Raw genomic sequence first — 15,412 nt, 5'->3', positions numbered from 1 at the left:
TCTTACGTGATGCATGGATCAGATTTCGCGGGCATCTTGACTTGATGCATCACGGGATTCCGGTAGGCAACACGTGAGGTCACCGGGGCACCGCCCGACACCGGGCCGCCGCTGGGAACTGTCCGCCCAGCTCACCGGGGTGCAATTTCCGCTCTGAGGTGCCGATGCGCTAGCCTGACCAGGCGTCACGGCGAGGGCGGCCACCCGATACGGCCGCCGTTATCGGCGAGGACCTCCTAGGTGGTTGTCGCGATCTGGCCGTGCCCCATGCACGCCGCACCGACCACAGGAGTACCGATGGCCAAGTCCAGCACCCCGAACAAGCTCACCGCCGCGGTGCGTTCCGAGACCGGCAAGGGCGCCTCCCGTCGGTCCCGCCGCGAAGGCAACGTCCCCGCGGTCCTCTACGGCCACGGCACCGACCCGCAACACCTGGAGCTGCGTGCGCACGATTACGCGGCCGTGCTGCGGAACGGCGGCACCAACGCGGTGCTCACTCTCGACATCGAGGGCACCGAGCAACTGGCACTGACCAAGGCCCTGGACATCCACCCGATCCGGCGCACCATTCAGCACGCGGACCTGATCGTGGTGCGCCGCGGCGAGAAGGTCGTCGTCGAGGTCAACATCCTCGTCGAGGGCGAGCCCTTCCCCGGCACCCTGGTCACCCAGGACGCGACCGCGGTGGAGATCGAGGCCGACGCGATGTCGATTCCGGAGCAGCTGACCCTCTCGATCGAGGGCGCCGAAGCCGGCACCCAGTTCACCGCCGGCGGGCTGGAACTGCCCAAGGGTGTGACGCTGGTGTCCGACCCGGAACTGCTGCTGGTCAACGTGGTCGAGCCGCGGGTCGAAGAGGAGCCCGAGGCCGAGCCGGCGAGCGAGGCAGCCGGCGAGGAGGCCGCCGAGGCCGCGGCCCCCGAGGCCGAGTAGACCGAGCACGGCGTGGCCGAGTCACCGCCGATACTGGTGGTCGGCCTGGGCAATCCGGGGCCGAACTACGCCCGTACCCGACACAACGTGGGCTTCATGGTCGTCGACCTGCTCGCCGAGCGGATCGGGTCGGCGTTCAAGGTGCACAAGAAATCCGGTGCCGACGTGGCCACCGGGCGGCTGAGCGGGCATCCGGTGGTGCTGGCCCGTCCGCGCTGCTACATGAACGAGTCGGGCCGCCAAGTGGGGCCGCTGGCCAAGTTCTACTCGGTGCCACCGGGTGGCGTGGTGGTCATTCACGACGACCTCGACCTGGACTTCGGCCGGATCCGGCTCAAGCAGGGCGGCGGCGAGGGCGGCCACAACGGGTTGCGCTCGCTGGCGACCGTGTTGGGCAGCAAGGACTTTCAGCGGGTCCGGTTAGGAATCGGCCGGCCGCCCGGGCGTCAGGATCCGGCGGCATACGTGCTGCAGGCGTTCGGTGCGCGCGAGCGTGACGAGTTGCCGACGATCTGCGAGCAGGCCGCCGACGCCGCCGAGTTGCTGATCGAATTGGGTTTGGAGCCCGCGCAGAACGTCGTGCACGCCTGGAGCTGACCGGCGCGAGCTAGGTGACCAGGGCGACCGAGTTGGCCCGGCGCAGCTTGCCCGATGGGGTCTTCGGGATGCTGCCTGGACCCAGCACCACCACGTTGCGGGGCCGCAGGTCGACCTCGGTGACCACCTCATGCGCCACCTGGTGCTCGATGCGGCGCACCTCGGCGGGGTCTTTCCAGTCGTTGGACTCCACCGCGACGGCGAACGTCTCGCGGGAGTGCCCGGCGTCCAGGCGCACCGCCACCGCACAGCCCGGCCGCACCCCCTCCACGCGGCCCGCCGCACGTTCGATGTCGGTCGGGTAGATGTTGCGGCCGGCCATGATGATGACGTCCTTGACCCGGCCGCACACCACGACGTGGCCGTCCTCCATCTGGTAGCCCAGGTCGCCGGTGTCGTACCAGCCGTGCTCGTCCTGGGCCGGCAGGAAGCCCGCCATAGTCAGGTAGCCGGGGGTGACCGGCTCGCCGCGCAGTTGGATGACCCCGACCCCGCGGGCCGGCAATCCCATTCCGTTCTCGTCGGCGATCCGGATCTCGATGCCCTCCAGCAGCGGCCCCAGCGAGGCCAGTCGTCGGGTGTTGCCCTTGGTAGCCGGAACCGCCTGGCGCAGCGCGGCCAGCAGATCGGCGTCGACCTCGTCGACCACCAGGCCCGCATTGCACTTGGAGAACGACACCGCCAGCACCGTCTCGGCCATCCCGTAGGCGGGCAGGATGGCGGTCGGGTTCAGCCCGAACGGCTTGCCGGCGTCGATCAGGTCTTCGACGTCGGCCGGCTCGACCGGCTCGGCGCCTGAGAGCGCGAACCGCAGCGTGGACAGGTCGAACTGCCCCGGCGTGGCCTGCTTGCGCAGCCGTTTGGCGAACAGCGCGTAGGCGAAGTTCGGGGCGGCGGTCATGGTGCCCTTGTACTTGTCGATCAGCTTGGCCCACAGCAGGGTGTCGCGCAGGAAGTCCATCGGGGTGATCTTGACCAGCTCGGCGCCGAAGTACATCGGCACCGTCAGGAACCCGATCATGCCCATGTCGTGGAAGCACGGCAGCCAGCTGACCATGACGTCCTTCTCGACGTCGTACTCGGCGCTGATGAACATCGCCTCGGCGTTGGAGTAGATATTGCGGTGGGTGATCTGCACGGCCTTGGGCGAGCCGGTCGATCCCGACGTCAGCTGCATGAGCGCCAGATCGTCCTCGCCGGCCTCCACCGGGTCGATCGGCTCGTGAGCCAGCAGGTCCGCGACGGTCAGGACCTTCAGCCCCTTCTCCTGCAGCACCGGCATCGCGGCCAGGAACGGATCGGAGATGATGACGGCTTTGGCGTCGATCATGTCGACGACGGTCATGGTGTCTTCGGCCCAGACCGCCAGGTCGGTGCGCGGGGTGGGCTGGTGCAGCATGGTCAGGCTGGCTGCGCGCATCCACACACCCTGGGCGGTGGGGGCGATTTCGACGGGTGCTCCGGCCAGCACGCCGACCGCGTCACCCGGGCCGACGCCGGCCGCGGCCAGCCCGCCGGCGATCTGGCGGGCCCGCTCGTGGACCTGCGCCCAGGTGTGCCGGACCGGCTCGTGCGGCTCACCGGTGACCATGCCCTTGGTGGACTCTCGGGCACTGCGGAACATGTTGTCGGTAAACCTGCTCACCACGGCCTCCTAGCCGGCACCGGTACTTTCCATACGGGCTGAGTTTTCATGTTCCACCTGCTGGGGACCACTTCGCGAGAGGCACGCGCACACAAAACGGCGGCAGTTGCATCTCGATACGGCAATGTGCGCCCACCGAGACCGGCGAGCGTCTGGTTGACGTGAAAGTCCTGACCACAATTAGTCACCGCGGAGTATCTTAAACTCCTCTTAATCGGCGGGCAAATCTTCCAGGCGGATTGGGGTCGCGGTCACACCCCGGTTGCCGACGGCGGCGCCACCCGGGCGCCATAGACCGGGCCACTGGCCACCCGCACCGCCCGTCCGGCACCGGCCGCGGCCAACTCGACGGCCACGTCGACAGCCGAGGCCGCCGACCCGCACAGGAACGCGCACGTCGGCCCCGACCCGGACACCACCCCGGCCAGCGCACCGGCCTCCACCCCGGCACGCAACGTGCGCCGCAGCGCCGGGTTGAGGCTGACCGCGGCCGCCTGCAGGTCATTGCCGAGCAGCCCGGCAAGGCGTTGCGGATCGCCGGCGGCCAGCGCCGCCAGCACCGGCTCGGGTTCGCCCAACTCGGGCATGGTGCGGCCGGTGTCGCGCAGCCGGTCCAGTTCGGCGAAGACCGCCGGTGTGGACAGGCCGGCGTCGGCGAACGCCAGCACCCAGTGGAACGTCTCGCGGGTGAGCACCGTCGCCAGTTCCTCACCGCGGCCGGTACCCAACGCGGTTCCGCCGTGCAGGCTGAACGGCACGTCGCTACCCAGTCGGGCGGCCAGAGTGTGCAGATCACGTCGCGGCACACCGAGTTCCCAGAGCACGTTCATGCCGACCAGCACCGCCGCGGCGTCGGCGCTGCCCCCGGCCATGCCGCCGGCCACCGGAATGGACTTGTCGATGGTGATCGCCACGTCGGGGGCCCGCCCGACGTGCTCGGCCAACAGCTCGGCGGCCTGCCAGGCCAGGTTGCGTTCATCGGTGGGCAGCACGTCGGCGCCCTCACCGGTGACCCGCAGCGACAGCACGTCGGCGTCGCGCACGGTCACCTCGTCGACCAGCGACACCGCGTGAAACACGGTCGTCAGTTCGTGGTAGCCGTCATCGCGGCGGTCACCGACGGCCAGGTACAGGTTGAGCTTGCCCGGCGCCCGCACGGTGACCGACCCGGTCGGGGACCACTCGGTGGCGGCACTTCCATCGGATGCGGTCACGCCGATGAGACTAGCTGCTCGCTCCGGCCCGGGAACCAGCCCAGAACTAGCTGAACAGGTCGGAGAAGTCCGCCTGGATCGAGCTGAACGCGTTCATCATGACCTCCAGCTCGAAGCCGGCCGCCATGGTGACCAGCCCCGTGCCGGCCGCCAGCGGCAGGCCGAACGCGTTGATCAGGTCACCGGAGGCGAGTTCCTGGGCGAATATCGTCGCGGCGTAGGACGGCAGCGTGGTGAACACCGCGTTGAGGATGTCGGCGGTCGGCAGCAGCGTGCTGTACAAGGTCGCCGACGCGCTGGTCAGCGTGTTGATGATGTCGGTCAGGCTCGGCATGGTGAATGCCGCGCCGTCACCCAGGCCGATACCGAACAGGTCCGCCGCGCTGCCGGACGACAGGTTCTGCAGGTCCGCGATGAAGTCGGTCCAGCCCTGCTGAGCGCCGTTCACCAGGGCGGTGAACACATCCTGCGGGTTGACGTCCGGGAACAACCCGATAGGTGTGGCCAGGTTCGCCGGCCCCTGGTCCCAGCCGTGCTCGATGTCGCCGTAGCCGAGGTTCACGATCACCTTCAGGGCCGGCTGCAGCAGGTCGGCGATCGCATTGCCGAATCCGTTGCCGCGCAGCGGCATCAGCAGCGGCAGGTCCTCGGTGGGGATCATAAAGTACTGGGTGTTGCCGGTGTAGTCGTCGCTGACCGGCAGCGCGATGGCCGTCGCCAGCTGCTCGTCGGTCAGCGTCGGGTACTTGCCGTGGATGTACATGATGCCCATGAAGGCGTTGATGTCCGACAACAGATTCAGCGAGTACTTCGGGAAGTCCGCGAAGCCGTCGTACTCCCGGGTGTAGATCGCGGTGTCCCACGGTGTGTCGGCCGGAGTGGCGCCGCTGAACGTGACCCCGAGGCTGGGCAGGGTCAACTCCGGGAGGTTCGGGTTGATGCTCGGCAGGTCGAAACGGGACAGCAGGCCGCCGTTGGGGTTACTGGGGCTGCCCAGCATCACGAAGGACAGCTGGTCGGCGGTGGGCCGCTCGGCCTCGGGCAGGCTCAGCAGCTGCTTGATCTCCAGGCCATTGATGATGCCGCTCTGCGAATAGCCCAGTACGACAAGGTTATTGCCGGCGGCGGTCTCTTCCATGATCTTCTGGTGCAGGATCGACACACCCTGGTCCAGCGAGGTGTCCAGCGGCAAGGACTTCACACCGGTCAGCGGATAGAGACCCTCCGGGGTGAACAGTCCGTTGGTGACGTCCACCGGGAAGGTGGGCTGGCCGGCGAACTTGGGCGTCGCGGGGTCCAGGAACCGATCGGTGAGGGCCTCCAGGTACGCCGGGGGCGGGATGGGTAAGCCGCTGCCGCCCATGATCCACGACTCGGTGTCGAGCAGCGTGGTCTGCGCTACGACGGATTGCGCGGTGGCGGCCAGGCCCGGTGTCACCGCGGGCACCACGCCCAGCGCGACGATCCCGGCCATTACCAACGGCACCGCACCCAGCGGGCTGCGAGTGGACAGAGTGGTCACGGCGACCTCCCGAGGTTGAAGTATCGGTTGATTATCACTCCGCACCAGCGAAATGTCATTGATTTTTTGCTATTCGATCATGTTGCTCTCAGTATTTGGCCATGGCGGGGGCACGCGCCATAACCTGGCGGGTATGGGCGCGGGTTTCGGGGGCTACCGGATAATCCGCGAGGTCGGGCGCGGCGGGTCGGCCGTCGTCTACCAGGCCCAATCCCCCGAGGGCGATCAGTGCCCGCCGGTTGCGCTGAAAGTCCTCGCCGAATCGCACCGCACCGCGCTGTGGAGGACCCGGCTGGACCGTGAGTTCGAGTTCGCATCCGAGCTCAACCACCCCGGCATCGTCCGGATGTACCGGCACGGACCGTTCTGGCTGGCTATGCAGTTTCTCGGCGGTGGCCCGCTGACTCGGTTGCGGGCCACCGGAGACCGGCTTGCCGCCCTCGCCCAGGTCGCCGCCGCCCTGGACTACGCGCACCACCGCGGCATCGTGCACGGCGACGTCAAACCCACCAACATCCTGCTGCCGCACAACTTCCCGCGCTCCGGGGCGGTGCTGACCGACTTCGGCAGTGCCCACGCCGTCGTCGATGACGTGAACCGGTGCCAGCCCAACCCCGAGGTGTCCCTGCCCTACACGGCACCGGAGATCCTGCTCGGCAAGGCCCCGTCGGCGGCCACCGACGAGTACGCGCTGGCGTGCACCGCCGTGGAATTGTTCACCGGATCACCGCCGTTCGTGGCCGACGACGCGGCCGAGCTGGTGGATGCTCACCTACGGCATCTGCCGCCGGCGCTGCCGGGCACATTCGGTGCGGCGACGCGCGGCGTCGACCTGGTGGTGGAACGCGCGATGGCCAAGTACCCGGCGCGACGCTACGACTCCTGCACCGAGTTCGTCGCCGAGCTGTCCCGAGCGCTCGACCACCCCGTATCTCCCGAAACCTGAAGCAATCGAACGAAATCCGCGATCGACAACGTCTCACCCCGGCACGACGGATCGATACCGGCCGCGGTGAGCAGCTCGGCCGAGCGCGCACCCGAGCCCGCCCAATCGGCGAACGCGTTGCGAATGGTCTTGCGGCGCTGCGCGAACGCGATGTCGATCAACGAGAACAACTGCTGCCGGAACCCGGCGTCGACTGGCCACGGCGACTCGTCGTAGCGGTCGATGCGCACCAGCCCGGAGTTCACCCGCGGCACCGGCCAGAACACACTCGGCGGCACCGTGCCGCAGCGGCGCACCGAGCCGAAGAACCTGGCCTTGACGCTGGGCACCCCGTAGTCCTTGCCACCGGGCTCGGCGGCCAGCCGCTCGGCCACCTCCAGCTGCACCATCACCGTCACGGTGCGGATGGAGCCGAATTCGCACAGCAGGTGCAGCAGCGCCGGGACCGCGACGTTGTAGGGCAGGTTCGCGACCACGGCCGTCGGCTCGCTGTCCAACTCGGAGCGCTGCAGGGTCAGTACGTCGCGGTCGAGCACCGTCAGCCGAGCGGCGTCACCCTGGGCGTGCTCGGCGACGGTTGCCGGAAGACGCTGCGCCAGCACCGAATCCTTCTCGACCGCGATGACCGTGGGACCCGCTTCCAGCAGTGCCAGGGTCAGCGAACCCAGGCCCGGGCCGACTTCCAGGACGTGGTCGGACGCGGTGATGCCGGCGCCCGCTACGATCCGGCGCACCGTGTTGGCGTCGTGAACGAAGTTCTGTCCCAGTGATTTCCGGGGACGGAGGTCGAGCTCTGCGGCCAGCGCTCTGATGTCACCGGCCCCGAGTAGCCCGATGGTCAGCGTCTCCCGCTGCACACCGGCCAGGCGCCCCAGCCCTGCCGCGCCTGGGTAACCTCGGCGATGGCGATCTGCTCCTCGCGGGTGGCCATATCGGCTCGCGGGGCGTACTTCAGCCCGCCGTTGGCGATCCAGGTGCCGTAGTCGAACTGCACGCCACCGTAGAAGCCGTTGCCGGTGTTGATCGCCCAGTTGTTGTGCGACTCGCAGGCGGCGATGCGGTCCCAAGCGGCGCCGTACACCGACGGCGGCACCTCGGTTCCCGGCTTGGTACCGACCCGCAGCACCGAGTCGCGTGCCGGGGTCACCACGTCGTTGGACACCGGCAGCCGACCGGTCTCGGCGCCGTTGACGGTGGCCACCGAGTAGGTCACGTCCTGGGTGCCCGGGGTGCCGGGGTCCTCGACGACCTGCCGGCTGATGTTCATCGACGGGTCCTCGACGCGCCGTGCGTTCGGCGCCAGCGGCACCCGCTCGGTGACGTGAGTGGCCCGGATCCGGGTGACCTGGATCTGCATACCCTCGGTGACCGGCGCCGACGCCGGCGGGTCGACCTTGTCGGCCTGCTCCAGCGGGGTGCCGTCGGCGGCAAGCAGCTCTCCGACGTTCGGCGCGGCCAGCCGCACCGTGCGCACCACCCCGCCGTCGTCGATCAAGACGTTCTTGGCGCTGACCACCGGCAGTGCCATGCCGGCCAGCGGAACCCGGCTGCCGCGCGATGCCGCCGCCGGAGCGGTGTCGGTCATCGACAGCTGGGCCAGCGCCTCGTCGACAGACAGGGCCGTCGTCCAGACCTGCTTGGGCTCGCGGCCGTCCAGGGACAGCTGCAGCGGCCGGCTGCGGCGCACCACGATCGTGTCGGAGTCGCGCACCGGGGCGTTGCGGGCGGGGGTCACGTCGTCGCGCTCACCGACACCGAACCCGTTCTCGGCAACCACGTCGCCCACCGTCGAGCGCATGGTGGTGACGGTGATCGGGGTCCCGTCGACGTCGAGGGTGACGGTCTTGGCGCTGGCGACCGCGAAGCCGCCGGCGAAGGTCAACGCGAGCAGCAGGGCGCCGACCAGCATCCGCAGCATCGGCGACGGGGCCTGATGCAGCCTGGTCAAAGTGTTCAAGGCAGAAAACCTCACGACACGACAAAGGGGCTCTTGCCCCGAATTGGATAACAAGACGGTAACGACCCGCCCGCGGTGGGGCAACCCGATGTGACCTGCTCGACACTCAGGACAACCCGTACACCCGCCGGGCGTTGCGGCTCGTGACCTGCGCCAGCTCGGCTGCCGACTCCCCCAGCAGCTCGGCCAGTGCGTGCACAGTGTATGGCAGGCAGTACGGCTCGTTGGGTGCTCCGCGGTAGGGGTGCGGGGTCAAAAACGGCGCGTCGGTCTCCACCAGCAACTGCTCACGGGGGATCGCCGGCACCGCTTCGCGCAGGTCACGCGCATTTTTGAAGCTAACCGTACCGGACAGGCTCAAGATCCAGCCGGCGTCGACGCAGGTGTGAGCCATCTCGGGGCCCGACGAGAAGCAGTGGAAGATCACCGTCTCGGGGGCGCCTTCGGCCGCCAAAACATCCAGGACGGCGTCGTCGGCGTCGCGGTTGTGGATCATCAACGGCTTGCCGGTGCGTTTGGCCAGGTCGATGTGCCAGGCGAAGGCCTCGCGCTGGGTGTCCGGGTCCGCGCAGCCCGCCAGCCGGCCCGGCCAGTACAGATCCAGCCCGGTCTCCCCGATCGCCACCACCCGCGGGTGGGCGGCCAGCGCTTCGAGCTCGGTGCGGGCGGCCTCGTCCAGCGCATTGGCGCGGGTGGGGTGCAGCGCGACCGCGGCGTAGACCCGGTCGTCGGCGTCGGCGGCCCGGGTCACCCAGCGCGCTGATTCCAGGTCGTCGGCGATGGTCACCGCCGCCTGGACGCCGACGGCGGCCGCCCGGTCCATGATCGCGCGCACCCCCTCCGTCCCGCCGGCGGCGTCGGTGGCACCGCAGGCGTCGAGGTGGGTGTGGGCGTCGACCAGCGGCGTCAGCGGCTCCGGGGCGGGCGGCGGAGATTTGGCTGATCGTTTCGAGCTCACCCGCACACAATAGGGTGAGCGGTGATGAACCCTTTCTACGTCACCACCGCGATCACCTATCCCAACGGTGACCCGCACATCGGTCACGCCTACGAGTACATCGCCACCGACGCCATCGCCCGGTTCCACCGGCTCGACGGATACGACGTGCGGTATCTGACCGGTACCGACGAGCACGGGCTGAAGATGGCCGAAACCGCGGCCGCCCAGGGCATTCCGACCGCGGAGCTGGCGCGGCGCAACTCCGATGTGTTCGAGGCGCTGCAGCGCAAGCTCAACATCTCCTTCGACCGGTTCATCCGCACCACCGACGCCGATCACCTGGAGGCATCCAAGGCGATCTGGCAGCGCATGGTCGACGCCGGGGACATCTACCTCGACGCCTACTCGGGCTGGTACTCGGTGCGCGACGAGCGGTTCTTCACCGAGGGTGAGACCCGGCTGAACGACGACGGAACGCGGGTGGCGGCCGAGACCGGGGCGCCGGTCACCTGGACCGAGGAGCAGACCTTCTTCTTCCGGCTGTCGGCCTATGCCGAGCGGCTGCTGGCGCACTACGAAGCGAACCCGGACTTCATCGCCCCCGACGTGCGCCGCAACGAAGTGGTCAGCTTCGTCTCCGGCGGGCTGCGGGACCTGTCGATCTCCCGCACCTCGTTCGACTGGGGTGTGCCGGTGCCGGGAAACCCCGACCACGTCATGTACGTCTGGGTGGACGCGCTGACGAACTATCTGACCGGGGTCGGCTATCCCGACACCGACTCCGAACAGTTCCGCCGCTACTGGCCCGCCGATCTGCACATGATCGGCAAGGACATCATCCGGTTCCACACCGTGTACTGGCCGGCGTTTCTGATGTCGGCGGGAATCGAGTTGCCGCGCAGGGTTTTTGCGCACGGCTTCCTGCTCAACAGTGGCGAGAAGATGAGCAAGTCGGTGGGCAACGTCATCGACCCGGTGGAGTTCGTCGACAAGTACGGCGTGGATCAGGTGCGCTATTTCCTGCTGCGCGAGATCTCGTTCGGTCAGGACGGCAGCATCTCCGACGACGCGATGGTGGGCCGCATCAACGCCGACCTGGCCAACGAACTGGGAAACCTGGCGCAGCGGTCGCTGTCGATGGTGGCCAAGAACCTCGACGGCGTGGTGCCCGAGCCGACCGCCCAGGCCGCTGATGGCGAGGAACTGCTGGCACTGGCCGACGCGCTGCTGGAGAAGATGCGGGCAGCGTTCGGCACGCAGTCCATGCACCTGGGCCTGGAGGCGATCTGGCAGATGCTGGGCGCGGCCAACCGGTACTTCTCGGCCAACGAACCATGGAAGCTGGCCAAGAGCGAGTCGGCAGCCGATCAGGCCCGCTTCGGCACGGTGCTCTACACCACCCTTGAGGCGGTGCGGATCGCAGCGCTGCTGGTTCAGCCGGTGATGCCCGAATCGGCGGGCAAGCTGCTGGACCTGCTGGGCCAGCCGAGCGACCAGCGGATGTTCACCGCGGTGTCGCAGCGCCTGACGCCGGGGCTGACGCTGCCGGCGCCGTCCGGGGTTTTCCCGCGCTACCAGTGACTCCGGTCACAAGCTGTCACATCTGCAGGGGCTGCGGTGTCTTGAGGGCATAACCACCTTCGGAGACAGGAGCAACTCATGACCCGCACCCACGTCCTCATCGTCGGCGGAGGCTACGCCGGCACCATGGCCGCCAACCGGCTGCGCCGGCACCCGGGCGTCGACGTCACGCTGCTCAACCCTCGTCCGGCGTTCGTCGAGCGGATCCGGCTGCACCAGCATGTGACCGGCAGCTACCGGGCCGACATCGCCTACGACGACCTGCTCGGCGACGGCGTCCGACTGGTCGTCGACTCCGCCGAGGCGATCGATGCCGCCGACCGGTGCGTCCAGCTGACCTCGGGCGCCACGCTCGACTACGACTACCTGATCTACGCCGTGGGCAGCACCGGGGCGATCACACCGGAGATTCCCGGCGCCGCCGAATTCTCCTATTCCATCAGCGAATTGGAGCAGGCACAGCGGCTGCTGACGCGGCTCGGCGAATTGCGGCCGGATGCCCCGGTGACCGTGGTCGGCGGCGGCCTGACCGGAATCGAGGCGGCCTCCGAGCTGGCCGGCCACGGCCGGGCGGTCACCCTGGTCTGCGGCGGAAGCCTCGGGCCGTCGCTGCACGCGGCGGGCCGCCGCTCGGTGGCCAAGGCGCTGCGCAAACTGGGCGTGACGGTGCGCGAGAACGTCGGCGCCGCCGCGGTGCGCGCCGACGAGGTGGTGTTGTTCGACGGCACCGTGCTGCCCAGCGCCGTGACCGTCTGGACCGCCGGTTTCGGCGTCCCGGACCTGGCCACCCGAAGCGGCCTGGCCACCGACGAACTGGGCCGGCTGCTCACCGACGCGACACTGACCAGCGTCGACAACCCGTGGATCGTCGCCGCCGGGGATGCGGTCGCGCCGTCGGGGCAGCCGTTGCGGATGAGCTGCCAGGCCGCCCTGCCACTGGGCGCGCAGGCCGCCGACACGGTGCTGGCACGTATCGCCGGCACCTCGCCGGTCGCCGTGGACCAGGCGTTCGCCGCCCAGTGCATCAGCGTGGGCCGACAGGCCGGAACCGTTCAGTTGTCCCGCCGCGACGACACCCCCACCAGAGCGTTCGTCGGCGGCCGGCTCGGCGCGGTGGTCAAGGAGTCGATCTGCAAATACACCGTGAAGTGGATCCGCGGCGAGGCCGCCAAGCCCGGCTCGTACCGTTGGATGAAGGGCGGTACCCGGGCAGCCTCGACCGAACAGGAGGCGGCGGTGTGACCGACGAACACGCCGAACGGTTCACCGAGCTGCGGCCGCTGCTGTTCACCATCGTCTACGAAATCCTGGGCTCGGCAACCGAATCCGACGATGTGCTGCAGGACAGTTACCTGCGGTGGGCCGAAGTCGATGTCGCGGAGGTGCGGGACGTCAAGTCGTATCTGGCTCAGCTGGTCACCCGCCAGGCGCTCAACGCGCTGCGGGCGGGTGCCCGGCGCCGCGAGGAGTACGTCGGCCCGTGGCTGCCCGAGCCACTGCTGCTGGACGAGCAGGACCCGTCGGATGACGTCGTGCTGGCCGAATCGGTGTCGATGGCGATGCTGGTGGTGCTGGAGACGCTCGGCCCCGACGAACGAGCGGTGTTCGTGCTGCGCGAGGTGTTCGGGTTCGATTACGACGAGATCGCCGGCGCGGTGGGCAAATCACCTGCTGCGGCACGACAGGTCGCACACCGGGCCCGCGAGCACGTGCAGGCCCGGCGACCGCGTTACACCCCGGTGGACCCGGCGGAGAACGCCCGCATCACGGCGGAGTTCATGACCGCGGCGGCCGGCGGGGACATCACGACCGTGCTGTCGATGCTGGCGCCCGACGTGGCGTGGACCGCCGACAGCGACGGCAAGGCAAGCGCGGCACGCCGCCCGATCGTCGGTGCCGACAGGGTAGCCCGATCGGTCATCGGGCTACTGCGGCTGCAGACCCCCAACACCCGGGTGGAGCTGGCGACCTGCAACGCCGCCCCGGCGGTGCTGCTCTACGAAGCGGACCGACTCGAAGGCGTGTTCACTGTGGAGATCACCGATGGCCTGATCATCAATTTCTACGCGATGCGCAACCCGGACAAGCTGGCAGCGCTGACGGCCGCCCGGGAGATCACCCGCAGCTGAGATGTCTGACAAGCTAGAGCGATGCGGATCGAGCGGCTCGGTGACCTGGGGACGGCCCCGGGTGTGCTGCGCGCGATCGGTGACGCCACCGCCCGGCGCGGGTTGCCACCACCGGCCGCGCTGACCGGCGAGTGGTTCGGGTCCCGGGCGGTGATCGCCCCCAGCGTGGCCGTCGAGCCCGCCGACCCGGCTGCCGTGTTCGACGTAACGCCCGGTTCGCGGTCGGATGCGGTGGGCGGCGGCTGGATCGGCTACCTGTCCTACCCCGACGCCGGCGCCGACGGCCGCGATGCCCGGGTTCCCGAGGCCGCCGGCGGCTGGACCGACTGCGTGCTGCGCCAGGATGACGGGGGCCAGTGGTGGTTCGAGAGCCTGTCCGGCGCGCCCATGCCGGGCTGGCTGGCCGAGGCGCTGACGACGCCGGGACCGGTGCACGGCTGTCGCATCTACTGGGAGACCCCGGACCGGCAGGCGCACCGCGCCGGGGTGCTGGCCTGCCTGGAGGCGATCCGGGCCGGTGAGGTCTATCAGGCGTGCGTGTGCACCCGGTTCACCGGCACCGTCACCGGTGACCCACTGGATTTCTTCGCCGACGCGGTGGCGCGCACCAGCCCGGCCCGGGCCGCCTACGTCGCCGGCGACTGGGGTGCGGTGGCCTCGCTCTCCCCGGAGCTGTTCCTGCGCCGCCGGGGTGAGGTGGTGACGTCGAGCCCGATCAAGGGCACCCTGCCGTCCGATGCCCGTCCGTCGGCGCTGCGTGCCTCGGTCAAAGACGTCGCGGAGAACATCATGATCGTGGACCTGGTGCGCAACGACCTGGGCCGCGTGGCGATCACCGGCACCGTCACGGTCCCCGAACTGCTGGCGGTGCGCCCGGCGCCCGGCGTGTGGCATCTGGTGTCGACGGTGTCGGCCCGGGTGCCGGTTGACGTTGACGCGGCGGCGTTGCTGGATGCGGCGTTTCCACCGGCTTCGGTGACAGGAACACCCAAACACCGTGCCCGCCAGCTGCTTTCGCAGTGGGAGCCGCATCACCGCGGGATCTACTGCGGCACGGTCGGTTTGGCGTCACCGCTGGCCGGTACCGAACTCAACGTCGCGATCCGCACCGTGGAGTTCGACGTTTCCGGCGGCGCTGTACTCGGGGTGGGCGGCGGGATCACCGCGGACTCCGACGTCGACGCCGAATGGCAGGAGTGCCTGCACAAGGCCGCGCCGATCGTTGCCGCCGATCAGTCCCGGGAGCGCAGCACGGCGTCGTAGCGCTACCTGGCGTCGACGCGGGCTGGGCGCACCGCCGCCAGGGCCAGCGGCAGAAGGTGTTGGCGCGCATAGCTTTCGGCGTCAGCACGGCTCTGCAGCGGCTCGTGGACGCGCTCGGTGAGCACCAGCGAATGGGTCAGGCGCACGAAGATCTCGGCCAGCCCGTGCGGATCGTCGATCGTGATGCCGCCGTGCCGGGCGGTGTTGACGATGTGTTCGGCGAGGTAGCTTGTCGCGAGTTCCAGCGCCGGGCCAGCGCCGGTGGTCAGTGCGGGAAGGACCGCCTCGGGGTCGGTTTCCAGCGTGCGGCTCAGCATCGGATGGGTGCAGACCCGCCAGTAGATGCCGGTGAACCCGGCCACGAACCGGTCTTCGTAGCTGTTCAGTGCCGCCACCTCGTCGTCGACCGCGGCGAAGATCCCGTCGGACACCTTGCCCAGCACGGCCGCCAGCAGTTCCTTCTTGGTCGGCCAACGCCGGTAGACGGTCATGTGCGACACCCCGGCCCGTCGGGCGATCTCCTCCATGGAGGCGCGCCGCACACCGAAATCGAGGATCGTCGCCAAGGCGGCGTCCAATATGCGCTCGCCGGTCTCGTCGACTGGCATGACGCGATCCTTCCACAGCGATGCTTCCCAACCCGACGTGATGATGTTAGCGTTTCGATAACTTGCTAACACCTGGA

General features: G+C 69.1%; 14 protein-coding genes. 7 read left to right on the top strand and 7 right to left on the bottom strand.

What is annotated here, in order from left to right; translation table 11 throughout:
• Nucleotides 1-297 precede the first annotated feature (297 nt).
• Nucleotides 298-933: a 50S ribosomal protein L25/general stress protein Ctc gene (locus K6T84_RS08745; protein WP_225401582.1), complete on the top strand. Its 636-nt coding sequence runs from the start codon at nt 298-300 to the stop codon at nt 931-933.
• 12 nt (nt 934-945) lie between these two features.
• On the top strand, nt 946-1,530 hold the full coding sequence (gene pth / locus K6T84_RS08740; protein ID WP_225401581.1) for an aminoacyl-tRNA hydrolase: 585 nt from the start codon (nt 946-948) through the stop codon (nt 1,528-1,530).
• Between the two features lie 10 nt (nt 1,531-1,540).
• On the opposite strand, the gene K6T84_RS08735 is transcribed toward pth, so the two are convergent.
• The 3 genes from K6T84_RS08735 to K6T84_RS08725 form a co-directional block, all read right to left on the bottom strand.
• Nucleotides 1,541-3,175 (bottom strand): fatty acyl-AMP ligase, encoded by a 1,635-nt coding sequence (locus K6T84_RS08735; protein WP_225401580.1) that lies wholly within the window; start codon nt 3,173-3,175, stop codon nt 1,541-1,543.
• A 251-nt stretch (nt 3,176-3,426) separates the two neighbouring features.
• The gene (locus K6T84_RS08730) at nt 3,427-4,389 is read right to left on the bottom strand and encodes a 4-(cytidine 5'-diphospho)-2-C-methyl-D-erythritol kinase (protein WP_225401579.1); all 963 of its coding nucleotides are present in this window, start codon (nt 4,387-4,389) and stop codon (nt 3,427-3,429) included.
• 46 nt (nt 4,390-4,435) lie between these two features.
• Nucleotides 4,436-5,911, bottom strand: coding sequence for a PE-PPE domain-containing protein (locus K6T84_RS08725; RefSeq protein ID WP_225401578.1), 1,476 nt, complete (start codon nt 5,909-5,911; stop codon nt 4,436-4,438).
• A 133-nt stretch (nt 5,912-6,044) separates the two neighbouring features.
• Between K6T84_RS08725 and K6T84_RS08720 the strand changes: the two genes are divergently transcribed.
• Complete coding sequence (locus K6T84_RS08720) at nt 6,045-6,857, top strand: serine/threonine-protein kinase (RefSeq protein ID WP_225401577.1); 813 nt, start codon at nt 6,045-6,047, stop codon at nt 6,855-6,857.
• Here K6T84_RS08720 and rsmA read toward each other — a convergent pair.
• The 3 genes from rsmA to K6T84_RS08705 form a co-directional block, all read right to left on the bottom strand.
• Nucleotides 6,785-7,723 (bottom strand): 16S rRNA (adenine(1518)-N(6)/adenine(1519)-N(6))-dimethyltransferase RsmA, encoded by a 939-nt coding sequence (rsmA, locus tag K6T84_RS08715; RefSeq protein ID WP_224865687.1) that lies wholly within the window; start codon nt 7,721-7,723, stop codon nt 6,785-6,787. The two genes, K6T84_RS08720 and rsmA, sit on opposite strands and share 73 nt — an antisense overlap.
• On the bottom strand, nt 7,696-8,814 hold the full coding sequence (locus tag K6T84_RS08710; protein ID WP_224864724.1) for a resuscitation-promoting factor: 1,119 nt from the start codon (nt 8,812-8,814) through the stop codon (nt 7,696-7,698). The genes rsmA and K6T84_RS08710 overlap by 28 nt, the downstream gene beginning before the upstream one ends.
• 106 nt (nt 8,815-8,920) lie before the next feature.
• Entirely contained in the window at nt 8,921-9,778 is an 858-nt protein-coding gene (locus tag K6T84_RS08705) for a TatD family hydrolase (protein ID WP_225401576.1), read from the bottom strand.
• Between the two features lie 18 nt (nt 9,779-9,796).
• Here K6T84_RS08705 and metG point away from each other — a divergent pair, with 18 nt between their 5' ends.
• The 4 genes from metG (at nt 9,797) to K6T84_RS08685 (ending at nt 14,727) form a co-directional block, all read left to right on the top strand.
• Complete coding sequence (metG, locus tag K6T84_RS08700; protein ID WP_224864722.1) at nt 9,797-11,335, top strand: methionine--tRNA ligase; 1,539 nt, start codon at nt 9,797-9,799, stop codon at nt 11,333-11,335.
• Nucleotides 11,336-11,413: 78 nt separating this feature from the next.
• Nucleotides 11,414-12,577: an NAD(P)/FAD-dependent oxidoreductase gene (locus tag K6T84_RS08695; RefSeq protein WP_225401575.1), complete on the top strand. Its 1,164-nt coding sequence runs from the start codon at nt 11,414-11,416 to the stop codon at nt 12,575-12,577.
• The gene (locus K6T84_RS08690) at nt 12,574-13,464 is read left to right on the top strand and encodes an RNA polymerase sigma-70 factor (RefSeq protein ID WP_225401574.1); all 891 of its coding nucleotides are present in this window, start codon (nt 12,574-12,576) and stop codon (nt 13,462-13,464) included. The genes K6T84_RS08695 and K6T84_RS08690 overlap by 4 nt, the downstream gene beginning before the upstream one ends.
• Nucleotides 13,465-13,485: 21 nt before the next feature.
• Nucleotides 13,486-14,727, top strand: a complete 1,242-nt coding sequence (locus tag K6T84_RS08685; protein WP_224864718.1) for an aminodeoxychorismate synthase component I — start codon at nt 13,486-13,488, stop codon at nt 14,725-14,727.
• A gap of 2 nt (nt 14,728-14,729) precedes the next feature.
• Here K6T84_RS08685 and K6T84_RS08680 read toward each other — a convergent pair whose 3' ends face one another.
• Nucleotides 14,730-15,335, bottom strand: a complete 606-nt coding sequence (locus K6T84_RS08680) for a TetR/AcrR family transcriptional regulator (protein ID WP_224864716.1) — start codon at nt 15,333-15,335, stop codon at nt 14,730-14,732.
• Nucleotides 15,336-15,412: the final 77 nt, after the last annotated feature.

The sequence above is a fragment of the Mycobacterium zoologicum genome (assembly GCF_020181635.2).
Lineage (GTDB): Bacteria > Actinomycetota > Actinomycetes > Mycobacteriales > Mycobacteriaceae > Mycobacterium > Mycobacterium zoologicum.
This window is presented reverse-complemented; position numbering and strand designations above follow the sequence as displayed.